This window comes from Methylobacterium sp. Leaf125, from assembly GCF_001423085.1.
GTDB lineage: Bacteria > Pseudomonadota > Alphaproteobacteria > Rhizobiales > Beijerinckiaceae > Methylobacterium.
In genome coordinates, this window is sequence record NZ_LMNU01000002.1 from 1 (window position 1) to 16,607 (window position 16,607).

At 71.8% G+C, this 16,607-nt stretch carries 9 protein-coding genes; 4 read left to right on the plus strand and 5 right to left on the minus strand.

The window, feature by feature from the left end; translation table 11 throughout:
* Positions 1–26: 26 nt before the first annotated feature.
* From ASF58_RS05940 to ASF58_RS05955, 4 genes are all read right to left on the minus strand, one after another.
* Positions 27–1,157, minus strand: a complete 1,131-nt coding sequence (locus ASF58_RS05940) for a S8 family peptidase (protein WP_156375554.1) — start codon at positions 1,155–1,157, stop codon at positions 27–29.
* 348 nt (positions 1,158–1,505) lie between these two features.
* Positions 1,506–2,927: a DUF2254 family protein gene (locus ASF58_RS05945; protein WP_055948953.1), complete on the minus strand. Its 1,422-nt coding sequence runs from the start codon at positions 2,925–2,927 to the stop codon at positions 1,506–1,508.
* Positions 2,928–3,726: 799 nt separating this feature from the next.
* Positions 3,727–5,904 carry a glucans biosynthesis glucosyltransferase MdoH gene (gene mdoH, locus ASF58_RS05950; RefSeq protein ID WP_280137530.1) on the minus strand — a complete coding sequence of 726 codons (2,178 nt, stop codon included), beginning with the start codon at positions 5,902–5,904 and terminating at the stop codon, positions 3,727–3,729.
* Between the two features lie 53 nt (positions 5,905–5,957).
* Complete coding sequence (locus tag ASF58_RS05955) at positions 5,958–7,577, minus strand: glucan biosynthesis protein D (protein WP_156375555.1); 1,620 nt, start codon at positions 7,575–7,577, stop codon at positions 5,958–5,960.
* Positions 7,578–7,863: 286 nt separating this feature from the next.
* On the opposite strand from ASF58_RS05955, the gene glmU reads away from it, so the two are divergent.
* Both glmU and glmS read left to right on the plus strand, forming a co-directional pair.
* Positions 7,864–9,249, plus strand: a complete 1,386-nt coding sequence (gene glmU / locus ASF58_RS05960) for a bifunctional UDP-N-acetylglucosamine diphosphorylase/glucosamine-1-phosphate N-acetyltransferase GlmU (protein ID WP_055948956.1) — start codon at positions 7,864–7,866, stop codon at positions 9,247–9,249.
* Positions 9,250–9,611: 362 nt separating this feature from the next.
* Positions 9,612–11,438, plus strand: a complete 1,827-nt coding sequence (gene glmS / locus ASF58_RS05965; protein ID WP_055948959.1) for a glutamine--fructose-6-phosphate transaminase (isomerizing) — start codon at positions 9,612–9,614, stop codon at positions 11,436–11,438.
* Between the two features lie 111 nt (positions 11,439–11,549).
* Here glmS and ASF58_RS05970 read toward each other — a convergent pair whose 3' ends face one another.
* On the minus strand, positions 11,550–12,893 hold the full coding sequence (locus ASF58_RS05970) for a dicarboxylate/amino acid:cation symporter (RefSeq protein ID WP_055948962.1): 1,344 nt from the start codon (positions 12,891–12,893) through the stop codon (positions 11,550–11,552).
* 359 nt (positions 12,894–13,252) lie between these two features.
* Between ASF58_RS05970 and ASF58_RS05975 the strand changes: the two genes are divergently transcribed.
* The gene (locus ASF58_RS05975) at positions 13,253–15,184 is read left to right on the plus strand and encodes an ATP-binding protein (protein WP_082512866.1); all 1,932 of its coding nucleotides are present in this window, start codon (positions 13,253–13,255) and stop codon (positions 15,182–15,184) included.
* Positions 15,181–16,539 carry a sigma-54 dependent transcriptional regulator gene (locus ASF58_RS05980; RefSeq protein WP_055948965.1) on the plus strand — a complete coding sequence of 453 codons (1,359 nt, stop codon included), beginning with the start codon at positions 15,181–15,183 and terminating at the stop codon, positions 16,537–16,539. Before ASF58_RS05975 ends, ASF58_RS05980 begins: the two co-directional genes overlap by 4 nt.
* Positions 16,540–16,607: the final 68 nt, after the last annotated feature.

A 16,607-nucleotide genomic window follows, 5' to 3' on the forward strand; every position in this document is an offset into this window, starting at 1 on the left:
CGCTTGCGCCATCACGCGCAGGCTGCCTAACCTCTCACCCCAGATGGACCAGAGCCTCCGCTCCTGAACACCGCTGAATGTCCCAAATCATCTGACGACGGACAGTATGCGTAGCGCTCCATCACCAGCGCCAACGCCCCGCTGACGTGCGGCGCCGACATCGAGGTGCCGCTCTTGGAGCCATATCCGGCCGCGCCGGTGGTGAGGTTGACCACCGTCGAGGCGATGCTGCGGCCAGGCGCGGCGATGCACCAGTACTTGGCCACGCCGCAGCGATTGAATTGCGTCTGATCGGCGCTGTTGAGACCCGAGGCCGCGATCCAGTCCTTCTCCAAGTCGGGCTGGAAGTAGGGGAGGGCCGCACGGATCGTCGGATTGTTGACCCCGGCATTGCCGGCGGCGACGACCTGGATCACCCCCGCGCGGCCGGCCTCGGCGATGGCATCGAGCCAGCTGAGCTGGCGGGTGAACGGCGCGTAGGCCGCGGTGAGCCCCGCCAGCGTGTTGTAGTTGTCGCGCGGGGGCGGGCTGCCCCAGGAGCTGTTGATCAGCCGCGCCCCCTGCGCCACGAGGTTGCCATAGGCACCTTTGAAGTAGCTGTAGTCTGCGTTCGGTCCGTAGATCGAGGAGTCGGTCCCGTTCGTGTTGGTGGCGATCAGCTGCGCTCCGAAGGCGACGCCGTGCGTGCCGATGCCGTTGCGGTTGGCCACGATGGTGCCGTCGACATGGGTGCCATGGTCGTCGTTGATGCCCTGCACCCAGGTGCCGGGCACGGAATAGGGCTGGCCCGCGGTGAAGAAGTCCGAGCGCGTCGTGCCGCTGTCATAGCGGAAGCTGCTGGACGAATAGCTGCCCGTGTTGGTGATGGCAGTCGCACGACCGGCGAATTCCGGATGCGTCCCGAGAAAGCCCGAGTCGACGGACCCCACCAGGATGCCCTTGCCCGTGATGCCGCGGGCATAGGCCTGATCGGCGTTCATCGACGCCTTGCCGTAATCGGCGAGGTACTCGGGCGTACGCCAGCTCGCGGCATCTCCGATCCGGCCGGGATCCTGATAGCCGGCAGTCTGGCCCAGGGCCGCATGGGACACCCCCGCACACAACAGGAAGCTCAGTCCGGCAGCACGCAAGGGCTGCAGACGCGAGGGGTCCGACATGAAGATCTCCAAATCGCCTAGAGGCTTGCTGATCCCGGCCGCCGGAAGCTATAGATCACGCCTCATGGCTCAAAAAAGAAGCAAAAACTGCTTCAAATTGAGTCTGACGCTGTATCCGGACCGCCTTCACGCAGATTTGTAGCGTCGCGATTTCTTGGCGTTCAAGCGGCTAATCCAAAAGGCGACTTGATAGAAACCTTGTGTTGCCTGGCCGCAACATTTCGATGGTGTCCTCGATCAGGATGACCGGCGCCATGAGGCGTCCGGTCGACCGGAACCCGGCCCGAACCCGTTGCCTTCGCCCTGCGACCCCGCGCGGGGAAGTTCATCCGATCGACACCCGGTCCGCTACGATGTCGTCCCCGGCACACGGGTGGAGCGCGAGTTCAGCCGGCCGAGGCTGGCGCCAAGAGCCGTCGTCGCGTCGGAGACGGCAGCCGAGATCGCGCTGAAACCCCTCTCGTACAAAGCCTCGGCGAGATCGGCGAGCGCCTCTTCCAGCTGACGCGTCAGGACGTGCTCGCCAAGGCTCGACAAGGCGCGATGGGCGACATCCGCGAGCCGTTCGGCGGTCGGCTGGCTGACATGGCGCAGAAGGATCGCGATCGTCATGACCGCTTCGGCCAGGGTCTGAGGCTGAATCGACTCGGACGCGACCACGATGACGGCCTCAAGGGCGTCGGTCGCGACCGTCGGAGCAGCGTCCCGGTAGACGACACAGGACGTCGCATCCTCGCGGGCCTCGGTCTCGCCAGGGCTCCATTGCGCGATGATGTCACGCAGGGCCTGGATCACCGAGAGACCGGGGCTCGGGTTTGATTTCGACGTCGAGACCGAGGTCCAGGCGATGGTCGCAAGTTGGTGCAGGCCGTACGCCGCGTCGTGCGTCAGGTCACGTCCCTCATCGAAATCGAGCGCGGCCAGGGTCGTGTCGACGATCAGGGCCCGAGCGTCCGCATCGAGCGTGACACCGGGCCGGCATCGGACCCGGAAGAGAGGATCCTGCACGGCGCGGTACGCACCGACCGCGACGTCGAACTCGATCTCGACCGCCCCCTTCGCCTGCCGCGCCACGGCCTTCGTGATGCGGGACAGGTCGATGCCGACGACGTATCCGCTTTCCGGGGCGCGCATCGCGGCCACGACGGGCCAGCCGGGCCGGGCCGTCCTGCGCGTCGCGTCGAGCAAGCGGAGGTCCCGCGCGCGGGCTTCGAGCACCCGGCCGTGGATGAACTGGATGATCTGTGCTGGCCGCATCTGATCGATGGTGTTGTAGATCATCACGATGATGAGGCAGAGGGCCGAGGTGGTCAGCAGCAACGCCAGGGTCGTGCCGAACACCGGGCGGTGAAAGCTCGTGTTGGTGACGAGGGTCATCAGCACAAAGACCGACAGACCCACGAAATAACCGAAGTAAAACTGGTTCGTACGTCGGGCCATGAACTGATCGGTGACCTGCGCTGTCAAGGCAGCGGCACCCTGCTGCACGGCGATGAGCAGCAGAGAGAACGTGATCGAGGTGACCGTGATGATGCTGGATGCCACCGTGGTCAGGAGACTGCCAAGCGCGGCGCTGTCGCCCAGAAGGTTGCCGAGCCATCGGAAGCCGGTCGGTGCCTGGCCTCCGGACCAGGATCGGTCCGCCAGATAGACCAGGGCATTCAGCCCGACGAAGCAGAGTACGGTGGCCAGCGGAAGGGCGAGGAACTGACGAAACGATCGTCTGACGGCGTTGAAAAAGCGCCGCGGGACTGTCTTGAGGCGTTGCATGTCCGGATGTCACCGAAGCCAGGAGATCGTTCCCCCCAACGCATGACATCGATCGCAGGGCTATCGGCGTTCCCTCCTGCCTCGGCCGGTGAGTCACGGCTCGTCCGTGGCGAACGTTCCGGCCACGGCAGGACGGTCTGCCGGGGGAGGGAAAGGCCGCGCCTGCTGCGGCGACACGGCCAAGGGCTCCCCGAGGCGGTGATGCGGCGTTGCGTCGTGGCCGCTCGCCAATCGATCTCCTCTGCGCGTGGCCTGCCCCCCGCCCATGGCCCCGGTTCGCAGTTCGGGCATCGTCGGCCGCGCGACGATGGCGGGGCGGACGAGCGGCGTTGCGCTGCCAGGTTGGCCAGGGGACGACCTCCGGCGCAGGGGGGATTGGTCGCCGGGCGAGGCGGGCGGGCGGATGCGGGCGTCGGGCCTTCGCCCTGGCTCGATGACGACCCTGGCCGCCTCGCGGCTGTCGAACACCTCGCCGTTGCGACGCGCGTCGGGCGTGCCTCCCGTTCCATCGGGAAGAGGTCCGTCAATCCGGACGCCGGAACCGACGCGCCGCCGCTTGGCAACGTCGCGGGCGGCTCCGCGCACGAAAAACCCGCCGCGGCTGGGCCGGGCGGGGGAAGGTGTTCCTCGGTGTTCCTGGGTGGAACGCCGTATCCTCTCACCGGGCCTTCCCGCGGCAAAGGCGCGGGGGCCGGTGGCGGTGACGAGAGGCCGGGATTGAAACGATAAACCCCGCCCGGACCCGGCGGCGGCGCGTCACCGCCGGGTCCGGGGCTCGCTCGGGCGGATCGGCCCGGCTTCAGGACGCCAGGCGGGAGAGGCGGTCGAGGAGGGCGCGGTCGTGCAGGAGGGCCATGCGCTCCTTCGGCGTCAGCCAGGCCTGGGCCTCGGCGATGCCCTCCGCCTCCACCACCTTGGCCTGGGCCAGTGCCCGGTCGGGGTCGATGACCCCGCGCGGGCGCGGCGCGGTCTCCGGCAGCATCGCCGCGTGGGCCGCGGCGAGGTCCGCATCGGCGTGGAGCGCGGCGAGCGCATCCGCGTCGTCGAGGCCGGCCTCGGCGTTGCGCCGGCTCAGGATGCCGGCCTGGGTGGCGATGGACGGGGGCGTGCGCTCCTCCGGGGTCATCAGCAGGCCGAGCCGCCGCAGGGCCAGCCCGAGGCCGAGCTGGCCGCTCGCCCAGGAGATCGGGATCGCCAGGACGAGGCCCAGGATGGTGGGCGACATCCAGAGGAACAGCGAGGTGGCGATGGCGAAGGCCGCCACCCCGGTGACCAGCCCGAGGGCCATGTGCCAGCGGTGGCGGCGCACGATGTCGGACCAGGGGATCGAGCCGTCGTCGCGTCGCTGCGGGTTCCAGCCGGTGTCGCGCCCGAGCAGGATCTGGAACACCGAGCCCGACTGGATGAGCATCGCGATGGGGGCGATGAGCGCCGAGAGCAGGACCTCGATCAGGCTCGACAGGACGAGGCGGATCGCGCCGCCGCAGGCCCGGCGCACCGGCCCGTCGATCAGCGCGAGAATGAGGCCCAGGCCCTTCGGGGCCAGCAGGATGCCCATGGTCAGGCCGAAGAGCTGGAGCGCGCGCACCGGATCGAAGCGCGGCCAGACCGGGTAGAGCCCGAACTCGGAGGTGAAGTATTCCGGCCGCACGTAGGCGGTCTGGAGCACCAGGGCGATACCGACCACGAGCTGGGCCAGCCACAGGGGCGAGGCGACGTAGCCGGCGATGCCGGTGGCGAAGTGCTGGCGGGAGGCGAGGGCCAGGCCCGCCGTGCCGATGATGCGGCTGTGCTGGAGGTTGCCCTGCGCCCAGCGCCGGTCGCGCACGGCGACGTCGATGAGCGAGGGCGGGCTCTCCTCGTAGGAGCCGGGCAGCGCCGGCAGCATGGTCACGCTCCAGCCGGCCCGCCGGATCAGGGCCGCCTCCACGAAGTCGTGGCTGAGCACGTGGCCGCCGAAGGGCGGCTTGCCCTTCAGGTCGGGCAGGCCGCAGGCGGCCGCGAAGGCGCGGGTGCGGATGATGGCGTTGTGGCCCCAGTAATTGCCGTCGCGGCCCGACCAGACGGAGAGGCCCGTGGCGATCACCGGCCCGTAGATCCGCGCGGCGAATTGCTGGACCCGGGCGAACAGGGTGTTGCGGTTGATGATGAGCGGCAGCGACTGGATGATGCCGGCATCCGGGTCCGCCTCCATGGCGGCGGCCAGGTGCACCACGCAGGGGCCGGTCATCAGGCTGTCGGCGTCGAGCACCAGCATGTGGTCGTAGGCCGCGCCCCAGCGGGAGACGAAGTCGCCGATATTGCCGGCCTTGCGGTGATGGTTCTTCGGCCGGTGCCGGTAGTAGAGCCGGGGCTCCGCCCCCCAGCGGTCGCGCAGGGCCAGGAAGGCGCGCTCCTCGGCGATCCAGGCATCCCCTTGCGTCGAATCCGACAGGACGAAGTAGTCGAAGGCCGCGCCGTAGCCGGTGGCGTCGATCTCGGCCCGCATCGCCTCGACGCCCGCGAAGGTGCGGGCGGTGGCCTCGTTGTAGACCGGCATCACCACCGCGGTGCGGGTGGTCAGGCGCTCGGGCAGGGCGGGGGTCTTCAGCCCGCGCAGGAGCACGAGGAAGCCCAGGATCGCCCCCGTGAAGGCCAGCGCGATCCAGGAGAAGTTCAGGGTGAAGAGGGCGAGCAGCACGTATTGCAGCGCCGTGGTGCCGCCCGAGACCGCCACCACCTCGTACATCTGCAGGGCGCCGTAGGCGGTGAGCAGCGCCGCCCCGCCGAAGACGAAGGCGCGGGCGAGCCAGGGCTTGGCTCGGGAGGGCTTGGCTCGGGACGGTTTGGACGGCTCGGCTTGGGGCGATGCCGGGCGGTGGCCGGTGGCCGGATCCCAGCGCTCCAGGTCCTGTACGGGCATCGGCAGCGGCGCCTCGGGGGGCATCGCGGCGGCGAAGGGCCGGGGGGCCGGGCGGGCCGGGGCGGCCGGATCCACGGGACGGGCCGGGGCGGCCTGGGCCGCCGCGTCGGGGGGGAGGGTGGATGCGGTCACGGGGTCCAACGGTAGAGCCAGGTTTCGGTGAGCGGCGCGCCGTCGCGCTGCAGGTTGAGCCGCAATTCGCAGGACTTCTCGCCCTTCGGATCGAGCTCGAAGGCCACCCGCAGGGTGTCGCGCTCGGGGTAGCGGTAGAGGATGCTCGACGGGATCGCCCCGGAGGCCGCGCTGAGCTGGTTCTGGAGGTCGCCGGGGGCGGCGATCCCGCCTCCGGTGAAGTCCACCAGGAACAGGCGGCGGTTGTCGGCGCCGCGCCCGCTGCGGGTGCCCGAGACCAGGGCGACGCGCGGCGGCTCGGGCGGCTGCCAGCACCAGTGCTGGCGGTAGCTGAAGGGCATCTCGGCCCCCGCCGCCAGGGTCGCCTTGGGCCGCCAATAGGCCAGGACGTTCTCGTTGAACTCGGAATCGCTCGGGATCTCCAGGAGCGTCACCGCCCCCGGCCCCCAGGCCCCCAGCGGCTCGAGCCAGAGGGACGGGCGCCATTCCCAGTGCTGCACGTCGTCCTGGAAGGCGGCGTAGTCCCGCGCCCGCTGCATCAGGCCGAAGCCCTTCGGGTTCTCGTCGAGGAAGGAGGAGATCTGCAGGGTCTGGGGGTTGCGCACCGGGCGCCAGATCGCCTCGCCGGCGCCCGTGCGGATCTGCAGGCCGCCGCTGGAGGAGGCGCCCGCGCGGGCGTCGTCCGCCCCGCGCCGGTCGTGGGGGCCGAACAGGTAGCTCGTGGTCATGCCGCCCAGACCCAGATGGTCGATGGCCGCGCGGGCGAAGACCGTGCCCTCGACGTCGCAGAGGGAGGCGTCGCCGGGGCGCAGGCTCATGCGCAGGGCCGCCGCGGCGGAGGGCGAATCCACCAGGGCGTGCAGCACGAGGGGACCGCCGGGGCCGGGCCGCTCGATCCAGATCGCGCGAAATTCGGGGAATTCCTCGCCCTTCGCGTCGGCCGGGCGCAGGGTCAGGGCCCGGGCCGTGACGCCGAAGCCCTGGCCGGCGGCCAGGAGTCGGAAGAACGACGCCCCCTGGAACATCGCGAAGTCGCTGAGCTCCCCGCCGCGGAAGCGGGCGCGGAGGCGGAAGCCCGAATAGCCGGGGTCGTCCTTGAAGGCCGGGAGGGCGACGCCCTCCGTCTCGAACCGGGCGGGATCGTAGGGCAGGGCGCGCACGACGCCGTCCTCCACCAGGGCCAGCGCCACGCGGGAGCGGAAGACCGAGCCGCGATGCAGGGGCTCCAGGGTGAAGCCGAGGCCGGCCTCGGCCCAGACCGCGCTGCCGGGCCGGGTCCGGATCGCGGCGTATTGCTCGCGGTTGAGGCCGGTCAGGGCGTCCGGCAGGTCGTCGATGCGGGGGGCCGCGTAGGGGCGCTTGGCCAGGGCCCGGGCGAGATCGGTGACGAGGCCGGGCTGGAACGGCGTGCCGTCGGCGGGCAGGGCCGGGGCCTCGTCGGCGGCGGCAGCCCGGCCCGACAGGGCGGCGAACCCGCCGGTCAAGGCCGCGAGGCCGGTCGGCCTCAGGAGGACGGCGAGGCCGGCCTGCCGCAGCACGCTGCGGCGGCAAGGTCCGGCGGCGGTCGGGCCGTCGGCGGTCGGGTCGGCGGGAAAATCCGGGTTCGGCGGCGTCATCGGGTCCGTCGGGTCGGCGCGGGGCGCGCGCGGAGTTGAGGCGAGGGGCTACGGGCGGTTTACCATGCGGAGCCCTGAACCGGTGGTTAAGCCGTCCCGAACCGCGGCGGTCAACGCCGAAGGGCTCCGGACCGTTCGTTCGGACGTCGTCGAAGCGTGCGCGACCCCGTCCGGCGCAGGGTCCGGACTTGAAACGGCCCCGTCCGGGCTTTAGCCCCGCCGCAAGAGCAATCGCTCGAGCAAGGGCTCGACCAGCGCAAGTGCTCGGCCAGCGGCGGAACGCGCGATGACGGACCAGACGATCAGGAAGACGGGGCGCAGCCTCACCGCCATCGTGCTCGCCGCCGGCAAGGGCACGCGAATGCGCTCGGACCTGCCGAAGGTGCTGCACCGGGTCGCCGGCCGGACCATGCTGGGGCACGTGCTCGCCGCGGCGCAGGGGGCCGGGGCCGGCCGCATCGCCGTGGTGGTGGAGCCGGGCCAGGACGCGGTCGCCCGCGAGATCGCCGCCCTGGTGCCCGGCGCGTCGGTCTACCCCCAGGCCGAGCGCCTCGGCACCGCGCACGCGGTGCTGGCCGCCCGCGCCGCCCTGGAGGCGGGGGACGACGACGTGGTGATCGCCTTCGGTGACACGCCCCTCATCACCGCCGCCACCCTGGCGCGCCTGCGGGCTCCCCTGGCGGAGGGGGCGGCCGTTGCGGTGCTCGCCTTCACGACGCCGAACCCGGCGGGCTACGGCCGGGTGCTGACCGAGGGCGACCGCGTGCTGGCGATCCGCGAGGAGAAGGATGCGACGGCCGCGGAACGCACCGTCACCCTGTGCAATGCCGGGCTGATGGCCCTCTCGGGCGACCGCGCCCTCGCCCTCCTCGACCGCATCGGCAACGCCAACGCGGCGGGCGAGTACTACCTGCCCGACGCCGTCGCCCTGGCGGTGGCGGACGGCCTGCCCGTGACGGTGGTGCCGGTGTCGGAGGCCGAGGCGCAGGGGGTCAACGACCGGATCCAGCTCTCCGTGGCCGAGGCCGAGATCCAGGGACGGCTGCGCCGGGCGGCCCAGGCGGCGGGCGCGACCCTGATCGCGCCTGAAACGGTTTTCTTCAGCATCGACACGGTGTTGGGACGGGACGTTCTCGTGGAACCTCACGTGGTGTTCGGGCCCGGCGTCACGGTGGGCGAGGGCTGCGTGGTGCACAGCTTCTCGCACCTGGAGGGCGCCACCCTGGCGGCCGGCGTCCAGATCGGCCCCTATGCCCGCCTGCGCCCCGGCGCAGTGCTGGAGACGGGGGCGCGCATCGGCAACTTCGTCGAGGTGAAGAACGCCCGGATGGGGGCAGGCGCCAAGGCCAACCACCTGACCTACGTGGGCGACGCCGAGGTCGGGGCGGGGGCCAATCTCGGGGCCGGCACCATCACCTGCAACTACGACGGGGTGAACAAGCACCGGACCCGGATCGGGGCGGGCGCCTTCATCGGCTCCAACACCGCCCTGGTGGCGCCCGTCCGCGTGGGCGCGGGCGCCATCGTGGGCGCCGGGTCGGTGATCGCCGGCGACGTGCCGGACGACGCCCTGGCGGTGTCGCGGGGCCGCCAGCGCATCGTGGCCGGCTGGGCGCCGGGCAAGCGCGCGGCCCTGCAGGCGGAGAAGGCGGCGCGGGCCAAGAAGCCGTAGGACGCGCCCGCGGCGCGTCTCATGGGCCCGCGGCGCGTCTCATGGGCCCGCGGCGCGTCTCATGGGCTCGCGGCGCGTCTCATGGGCTCGCGGCGCGTCTCATGGGCCCGCGGCGCGTCTCATGGGCTCGCGGCGCGTCTCATGGGCTCGCGGCGCGTCTCATGGGCTCGCGGCGCGTCTCAGGGGCTCGCGGCGCGTCCGGCAAGCCCGCGTTCAGGATTGCCGGGCCAGACTTGTGCATCCGGGCCGGACCGACCCCGGCGGCCGGGTGGCTGGCGTGCGCCCGTCCCGATCCGATACAAGCCTGGGATGACGCGGCCCGCTCGTGCCGCGAACCGGACTCTTGAAAGACACGAAAACCCATGTGCGGAATCGTTGGCATCGTCGGACGGGACGCCGTGGCCGGGCAGCTGGTGGAAGCCCTGCGCCGGCTCGAATATCGCGGCTACGACTCGGCCGGCATCGCCACCCTGACGGAGGGGCACCTGGAGCGCCGGCGGGCCGAGGGCAAGCTCGCCAACCTCGAGATGCGCCTGCGCGACGCGCCCCTGGCCGGCAGCCTCGGCATCGGCCACACCCGCTGGGCGACCCATGGGCGGCCCAACGAGACCAACGCCCATCCCCACGCCACCGCCCGGCTGGCGGTGGTCCATAACGGCATCATCGAGAACTTCCGCGAATTGAAGGCCGAGCTCCAGGCGCAGGGCGTGCGCTTCGAGAGCGAGACCGACACCGAGGTGGTGGCCCAGCTCGTCAGCCACGCAATGGACGGGGGCCTCGGCCCCGTCGAGGCGGTGGCCGCCTGCCTGCCGCGCCTGCACGGGGCGTTCGCGCTGGGCTTCGTCTTCGCCGGGCACGACGACCTCCTGATCGGCGCCCGCCACGGCGCGCCCCTGGCCATCGGCTACGGGGAGGGCGAGACCTATCTCGGCTCGGACGCCCTGGCGCTGGCCCCCTTCACCCAGGAGATCACCTATCTCGACGAGGGCGACTGGGCGATCCTGTCGCGCGCGGGCGCCGAGATCCGCGACCAGGCCGGCCAGCCCGTCACCCGCGAGCGCCAGCGCATCGTCGCCCAGGCCTTCCGGGTGGAGAAGGGCAACCACCGCCACTTCATGGCCAAGGAGATCCACGAGCAGCCCGAGGTGGTCGGCCGGACCCTCGCCCACTACGTCGACCTCGCGAACGGCCGCGTCGCCCTGCCCGAGGCCCTGCCCTTCGACTTCGCCAAGCTCACGCGCCTCTCGATCACCGCCTGCGGCACGGCCTACTATGCCGGCCTCGTGGCCAAGTACTGGTTCGAGAGCCTGGCGCGCCTTCCCGTGGAGATCGACGTCGCCTCGGAGGCACGCTACCGCGAGCCGCCCCTGGAGCGGGACGGGCTCACCCTCGTCATCTCGCAATCGGGCGAGACCGCCGACACCCTGGCCTCCCTGCGCTACGCCAAGGCGCAGGGCCAGCACACCCTGGCGGTGGTCAACGTGCCGACCTCCACCATCGCCCGGGAGGCCTCCGCCACGGTGCCGACCCTGGCCGGACCCGAGATCGGCGTCGCCTCCACCAAGGCGTTCTCGTGCCAGCTCACCGTGCTGCTGTGCCTGGCCATCGCGGCGGGCCGGGCGCGCGGCACCCTCGGCGCCGAGGCGGAGCGCCGCCTCGTCGACGCGCTGATCACCGTGCCGGGCCTGATGGCCGACGCGACCAAGCTCGAAGGGTCGATCGAGATCCTGGCGCGCGAGGTCGCCAAGGCCCGGGACGTGCTCTACCTGGGACGCGGCACCAGCTACCCGATGGCGCTGGAAGGCGCCCTGAAGCTGAAGGAAATCAGCTACATCCACGCGGAAGGTTATGCGGCGGGTGAACTCAAGCACGGCCCCATCGCCCTCATCGACGAGAGCGTGCCGGTGATCGTGATCGCGCCCCACGACGCCATCTTCGAGAAGACGGTCTCGAACATGCAGGAGGTGGCCGCCCGGGGCGGCCGCATCATCCTGATCGGCGACGCCAAGGGCGCGGCGGCGGCCGGCCTCGACACCATGGCCACGGTGACGATGCCCGACCTCGACCCGGTGGTGGCGCCCATCGTCTACGCGGTGCCGATCCAGCTGATCGCCTACCACACCGCCGTCTTCATGGGCAAAGACGTCGACCAGCCGCGCAACCTCGCCAAGTCGGTCACGGTGGAATAGGGCGCTCGCCCGGTCCGGGACGCGACAAGGAAGGGGGCGCCGACCGGCCGGTCGGCGCCCCCTTCCTTGTCGTTCGAGAGGACCGGGCGCGGCGGCCCGGTCCGTGTCGCCTCACGCGGCCGGCTGCAGCGCCGGGAGCTCCGAGTCGAGGGGCATCGGGTTGCCGCCCATGGCGGCGGCGAGCTTGACGTCGTCCACCTCGCCCTCCCAGCGGGCGACCACGATGCAGGCCACCGCGTTGCCGATGAAGTTGGTGAGCGCGCGGCACTCGGACATGAAGCGGTCGACGCCGAGGATCAGCGCCATGCCGACGACCGGCACCGAGGGCACCACCGCCAGGGTCGCCGCCAGGGTGATGAAGCCCGAGCCGGTGACGCCGGCCGCGCCCTTGGAGGACAGCATCGCCACGAGGAGCAGCAGGCCCTGCTCGCCGTAGGTGAGGGGCGTGTCCGTCGCCTGGGCGATGAAGAGCGCCGCCATCGTCATGTAGATGTTGGTGCCGTCGAGGTTGAACGAGTAGCCGGTGGGGACCACGAGGCCGACCACGGGCTTCGAGCAGCCGGCGCGCTCCATCTTCTCGAGGAGCGAGGGCAGGGCGGACTCGGAGGACGAGGTGCCGAGCACCAGCATCAGCTCTTCCTTGATGTAGCGGATGAGCTTGATGATCGAGAAGCCGTTGTAGCGGGCGACGAGGCCGAGGACGCCGAGGACGAAGATCGCCGAGGTCAGGTAGAAGGCGCCGACCAGGTAGGCGAGGTTGGCCAGGGAGGCGATGCCGTACTTGCCGATGGTGAAGGCCATGGCCCCGAAGGCGCCGATGGGGGCGACCTTCATGATGATGTTGACCACGCCGAAGATGGCCTCCGACAGCACCTTGATGATGTCGAGGACCGGCTTGCCGCGGTCGCCCAGGAAGGCGAGCCCGAAGCCGAACAGCACCGAGAAGAACAGGACCTGCAGGATCTCGCCGCCCGAGAACGCCCCCACCGCGGTGGTCGGGATGATGTTCATGAGGAAGTCGGTGATCGTCTGCGTCTTGGCCTTGTCGGCGTACATCGCGATCGACTTCGGATCGAGCGACTTCGGATCGATGTGCATGCCCGCGCCCGGCTGGACGAGGTTCGCCACGATCAGGCCGACGATCAGCGCCAGGGTCGAGAAGGTGATGAAGTAGATCAGCGCCTTGCCGCCGACGCGGCCGACCTTCTCGAGGTTGGTCATGCCGGCGATGCCGGAGACCACGGTGAGGAAGATCACCGGCGCGATGATCATCTTGACGAGCTTGATGAAGGCGTCGCCGAGCGGCTTCATGTCCGCGCCCACCTGCGGGTAGAAGTGACCCAGGGCGATGCCGATCGCCACGGCGACCAGCACCTGGAAGTACAGGGTCCGGTAGATCGGCTTGGGCTTGGGCGGCGCGTGGGGCGCGGTGAGGGGCGATGGTACAGCGGCCATGATGGCGTTCTCCCGATGGGTCTCTCGAACGAGGGCGGCGCGGCTCGGGGACGAGGTCCCGCGTCCGCGCTCTCTTGGTCTTGCGCCGGCGGATCCGGCCTCCCCCGGCCGCGCTCCGGAGGGGGGCGGTGGCGGGGGCGTCGGCCCTGAGGCGGACAGCCCTGCGGTCGACGCAGGGCTGCATTACCCATCCGGAATGGCAACCGGCATGCCAGGGTGGGTGCCGGCGAAACTTTTCGTTAAGCCTCTGAAAGTGGGATCGTTTTCGCGATGAGTCGGCGGCGCGCGCAGGATCGCTTTGCGAAAACCCGGACGGGGCGGCGAAATCCTTTCCGGGAAATCGCAGGGGTCCGGCCGGCATGAGGCCGCGAGCCCAGTCGGACGAAGAGTCCAATCTGCACCGGGGGGCCACGTCGCACGTGCCGAGCCACCGCAGCCTCGTCCTGCTGGCCAGCCTCGCCGCGATCCTGCTCGCGGCCTGGCTCGCCGGGGGCATCGCCGAGCGCTGGGCCCTGGCCGACCTGCGCCGCACGGCCGAGGCGACGCTGGGGCTGCAGGTCGGCGTCCTGGCGGCCGAGATGCAGAAGCAGACCTCCCTGCCCCTGGCCCTGGCGGCGGATCCGGAGATCGCCGCCGCCGCGGAGGCGGCGCCCCCGGCGGACCTGATCGGCCGCGTGAACCGGCGCCTCGCCCAGGTCGCCGAGGCGACGGATTCGGCGGTGATCTACGTCATCCGGCCGGACGGCATCACGGCCGCGGCCAGCAATGCGGGGAGCCCGGGCAGCTTCCTCGGCCGGGACTACGCCTTCCGGCCCTATTTCCGGCAGGCGATGCAGGAGGGGGCCGGATCGCAGTTCGCCCTCGGCACCGTGAGCGGCCGCGCCGGCCTCTACCTGTCCCGGCGGATCGGCAGCGCCGGCGGCGTCGTGGTGGTCAAGATCGAGTTCAACGGCGTCGAGGCGGCCTGGCGCGCCTCGGGGGACGGGGTGTTCGTCGCGGATGCGCGCGGCATCGTCCTCGTGGCGAGCGAGCCGGCCTGGCGCTTCACCACCCTGCGCCGGATCGACGGGGACGAGCGGCGGCGCATCCGCGACGCCCTGGAATTCGGCGACGCGCCCCTCGACGCTATGCCCCTCTACGCCATGCCCCTCTATCCCGTCGCCGGCCCGGAGGATCTCGTGCGCGTCGGCCAGGGCGCGCGGCCGGCCTGGGCCGCCCTGCGCCTCGCGGCGCCGATCCCCGGCACCGCCTGGCGGCTCACCACCCTGACGCCGCTGGGCCGCACGGTGGAGCGCGAGCGGGTCCAGGCCTGGATCATCGCCGCCCTGGTCACGGGCCTCGCCTGCCTCGGCCTCACCGCCCTCGCGGGCCGGGGCCGGCGCAACCGCGCGCGCCTCGCCCGCGCCTCGGCCCAGCGGGACGCCCTCGAGGCCCGCGTCCGGGAGCGGACCCTGGAGCTCACCGACGCCAACCGGATGCTGCGCCTCGAGATCGCGGAGCGCCGGCGGGCGGAGGCCGAGCGCGAGCGCCTGGGGCGCGAGCTCGCCCAGGCGGGGCGCCTGGCCACCCTCGGGCAGTTCGCCGCCAGCATGGCCCACGAGATCAACCAGCCGCTCGCCGCCATCCGCTCCTACGCCGACAACGCCGCCATCTTGGTCCGGCGCGGCCGGGCGGAGGAGGCGGCCGAGAACGCCGTCGCCATCGGGCGCCTCACCGACCGCATCGGCGGCCTCACGCGCCAGCTCAAGGGCTTCGCCCGGCGCTCCTCCGCCAAGCGGGAGCCCGTCGCCCTGTCGGAGATCCTGCACAACGGCCTGGAGCTGGTCGAGGCCCGGGCCTCGGCCGCCCGCATCCCCCTGGTGGTGGAGGGGGCACGCCCCGGCCTGCGGGTGCTCGGCGACGGGCCGCGCCTCGAACAGGTCGTGGTGAACCTGCTCCAGAACGCCCTCGATGCCGTCCAGGGCCGGACCGACCCGCGCGTCGGCGTGCAGGTCGTCGAGGAGGCGCCGGACCGCGTCGTGGTCGCGGTCCGCGACAGCGGACCCGGCATCCCCGAGGCGGTGCGGGCGCAGGTCTTCGACGCCTTCTTCACCACCAAGTCGGACGGGCTCGGCCTCGGGCTCGCCATCGCCCGCGGAATCGTCGAGGATTGCGGCGGCAGCCTCACCGTCCAGGACGATCCGGCGGGCGGCACCGTCTTCCGCATGGCGCTGGCGAAGGCCGCGGGATTGGGGGAGACCTCGGGATTGGGGGAGACCGGGGTGGCCGGACCGGCGGAGGCGACGACGTGAGCGAGACCAGGGAGGGGGCGGCCTCGGCGGAGCGGGTCGTCTTCATCGACGACGAGGCGGAGGTCTGCCGGGCCAACCGCCAGAGCCTGGAGCTCGACGGCTTCACGGTGGAGACCTTCGGGGCCGCCGGGCCGGCCCTGACCGCGATCCTGGCCGATCCCCCGGGCCTCGTCATCACCGACGTGCGCCTGCCCGACCTCGACGGGGTCGCGCTGTTCGCCCGCCTGCGCGCCATCGACCCGGAGCTGCCCGTCATCCTGATCACCGGCCACGGCGACATCCGCATGGCGGTGGGGGCGATCCGCGACGGCGCCTACGACTTCCTGGCCAAGCCCTACCCGGCCGAGGCGCTGCTGGCCTCGGCCCGGCGCGCCCTGGAGCGCCGGCGCCTCGTGCTCGAGAACCGCCAGCTGCGGACGCGCCTCGACGCCGCCCTGGAGGAGGATCCGGCCTTCCTCGGCGTGTCGCCCGGCATCGTGCGCCTGCGCCAGCTCGTGCGCGAGGTGGCCCAGGCCGACGTCGACGTGCTCGTGTTCGGCGAGACCGGCGTCGGCAAGGAGGTGGTGGCGAGCGCGCTGCACCGCTGGAGCCGGCGGGCCAAGCGCAACTTCGTGGCGATGAATTGCGGGGCGCTGCCCGACAGCGTCGCCGAGAGCGAGCTGTTCGGCCACGATGCCGGGGCCTTCACGGGCGCGGTGAAGCGCCGGGTGGGGCGGATCGAGCATGCGCAGGGGGGCACGCTCTTCCTCGACGAGATCGAGAGCATGCCGCTCAACCTGCAGGTCAAGATCCTGCGCGTGCTGCAGGAGCGCAAGATCGAGCCCCTGGGCGGCAACGAGTCCCTGCCCATCGACATGCGGGTGGTGGCCGCCACCAAGGTCGAGCTCGGCCAGGCCGCGGCCCAGGGCAGCTTCCGGGACGATCTCTATCACCGGCTCAACGTGATCACGATCGCGATCCCGCCCCTGCGGGACCGGCGCGAGGACGTGATCCTGCTCTTCCAGGAATTCCTGCGGCGGGCGGCCGCCCGCTTCGGCCGCGAGGTCCCGCCGATCACCGGCCCGGTCCTGGAGCACCTGCGGCGGCACGACTGGCCCGGCAACGTGCGCGAACTCGGCCACTTCGCCGAGCGCTACGCCCTGGGCCTCGGGGCGCAGGACCTGTCCGCGCCCGAGATCGTCACCGCCGGCACCCTGGCCGAACAGGTCGACCGCTTCGAGCGCAGCCTGATCCGCGAGGAGCTGATCATGGCCGGCGGCGACGTCCGGCTGGCGGCGGAATCCCTGGGGACGCCGCGCAAGACCCTCTACGACAAGATCGCCCGCCACGGGCTCACGCCGACCGACTACCGCTGAGGCGCCCAGAGCCCAGGGGCAGGGGCAAGGGCGGGGAGGCCGGCCCGGGGCCGCCCTCCCGCTTCGCA

Excerpts from the sequence above, each read along its gene's own strand:
- glmS (WP_055948959.1), top strand. The coding sequence starts at position 9,612 with ATGTGCGGAATCGTTGGCATCGTCGGACGGGACGCCGTGGCCGGGCAG.
- ASF58_RS05945 (WP_055948953.1), bottom strand. The coding sequence starts at position 2,927 with ATGCAACGCCTCAAGACAGTCCCGCGGCGCTTTTTCAACGCCGTCAGA.
- ASF58_RS05970 (WP_055948962.1), bottom strand. The coding sequence starts at position 12,893 with ATGGCCGCTGTACCATCGCCCCTCACCGCGCCCCACGCGCCGCCCAAG.
- ASF58_RS05955 (WP_156375555.1), bottom strand. The coding sequence starts at position 7,577 with ATGACGCCGCCGAACCCGGATTTTCCCGCCGACCCGACCGCCGACGGC.
- glmU (WP_055948956.1), top strand. The coding sequence starts at position 7,864 with ATGACGGACCAGACGATCAGGAAGACGGGGCGCAGCCTCACCGCCATC.
- ASF58_RS05940 (WP_156375554.1), bottom strand. The coding sequence starts at position 1,157 with ATGTCGGACCCCTCGCGTCTGCAGCCCTTGCGTGCTGCCGGACTGAGC.
- ASF58_RS05975 (WP_082512866.1), top strand. The coding sequence starts at position 13,253 with ATGAGGCCGCGAGCCCAGTCGGACGAAGAGTCCAATCTGCACCGGGGG.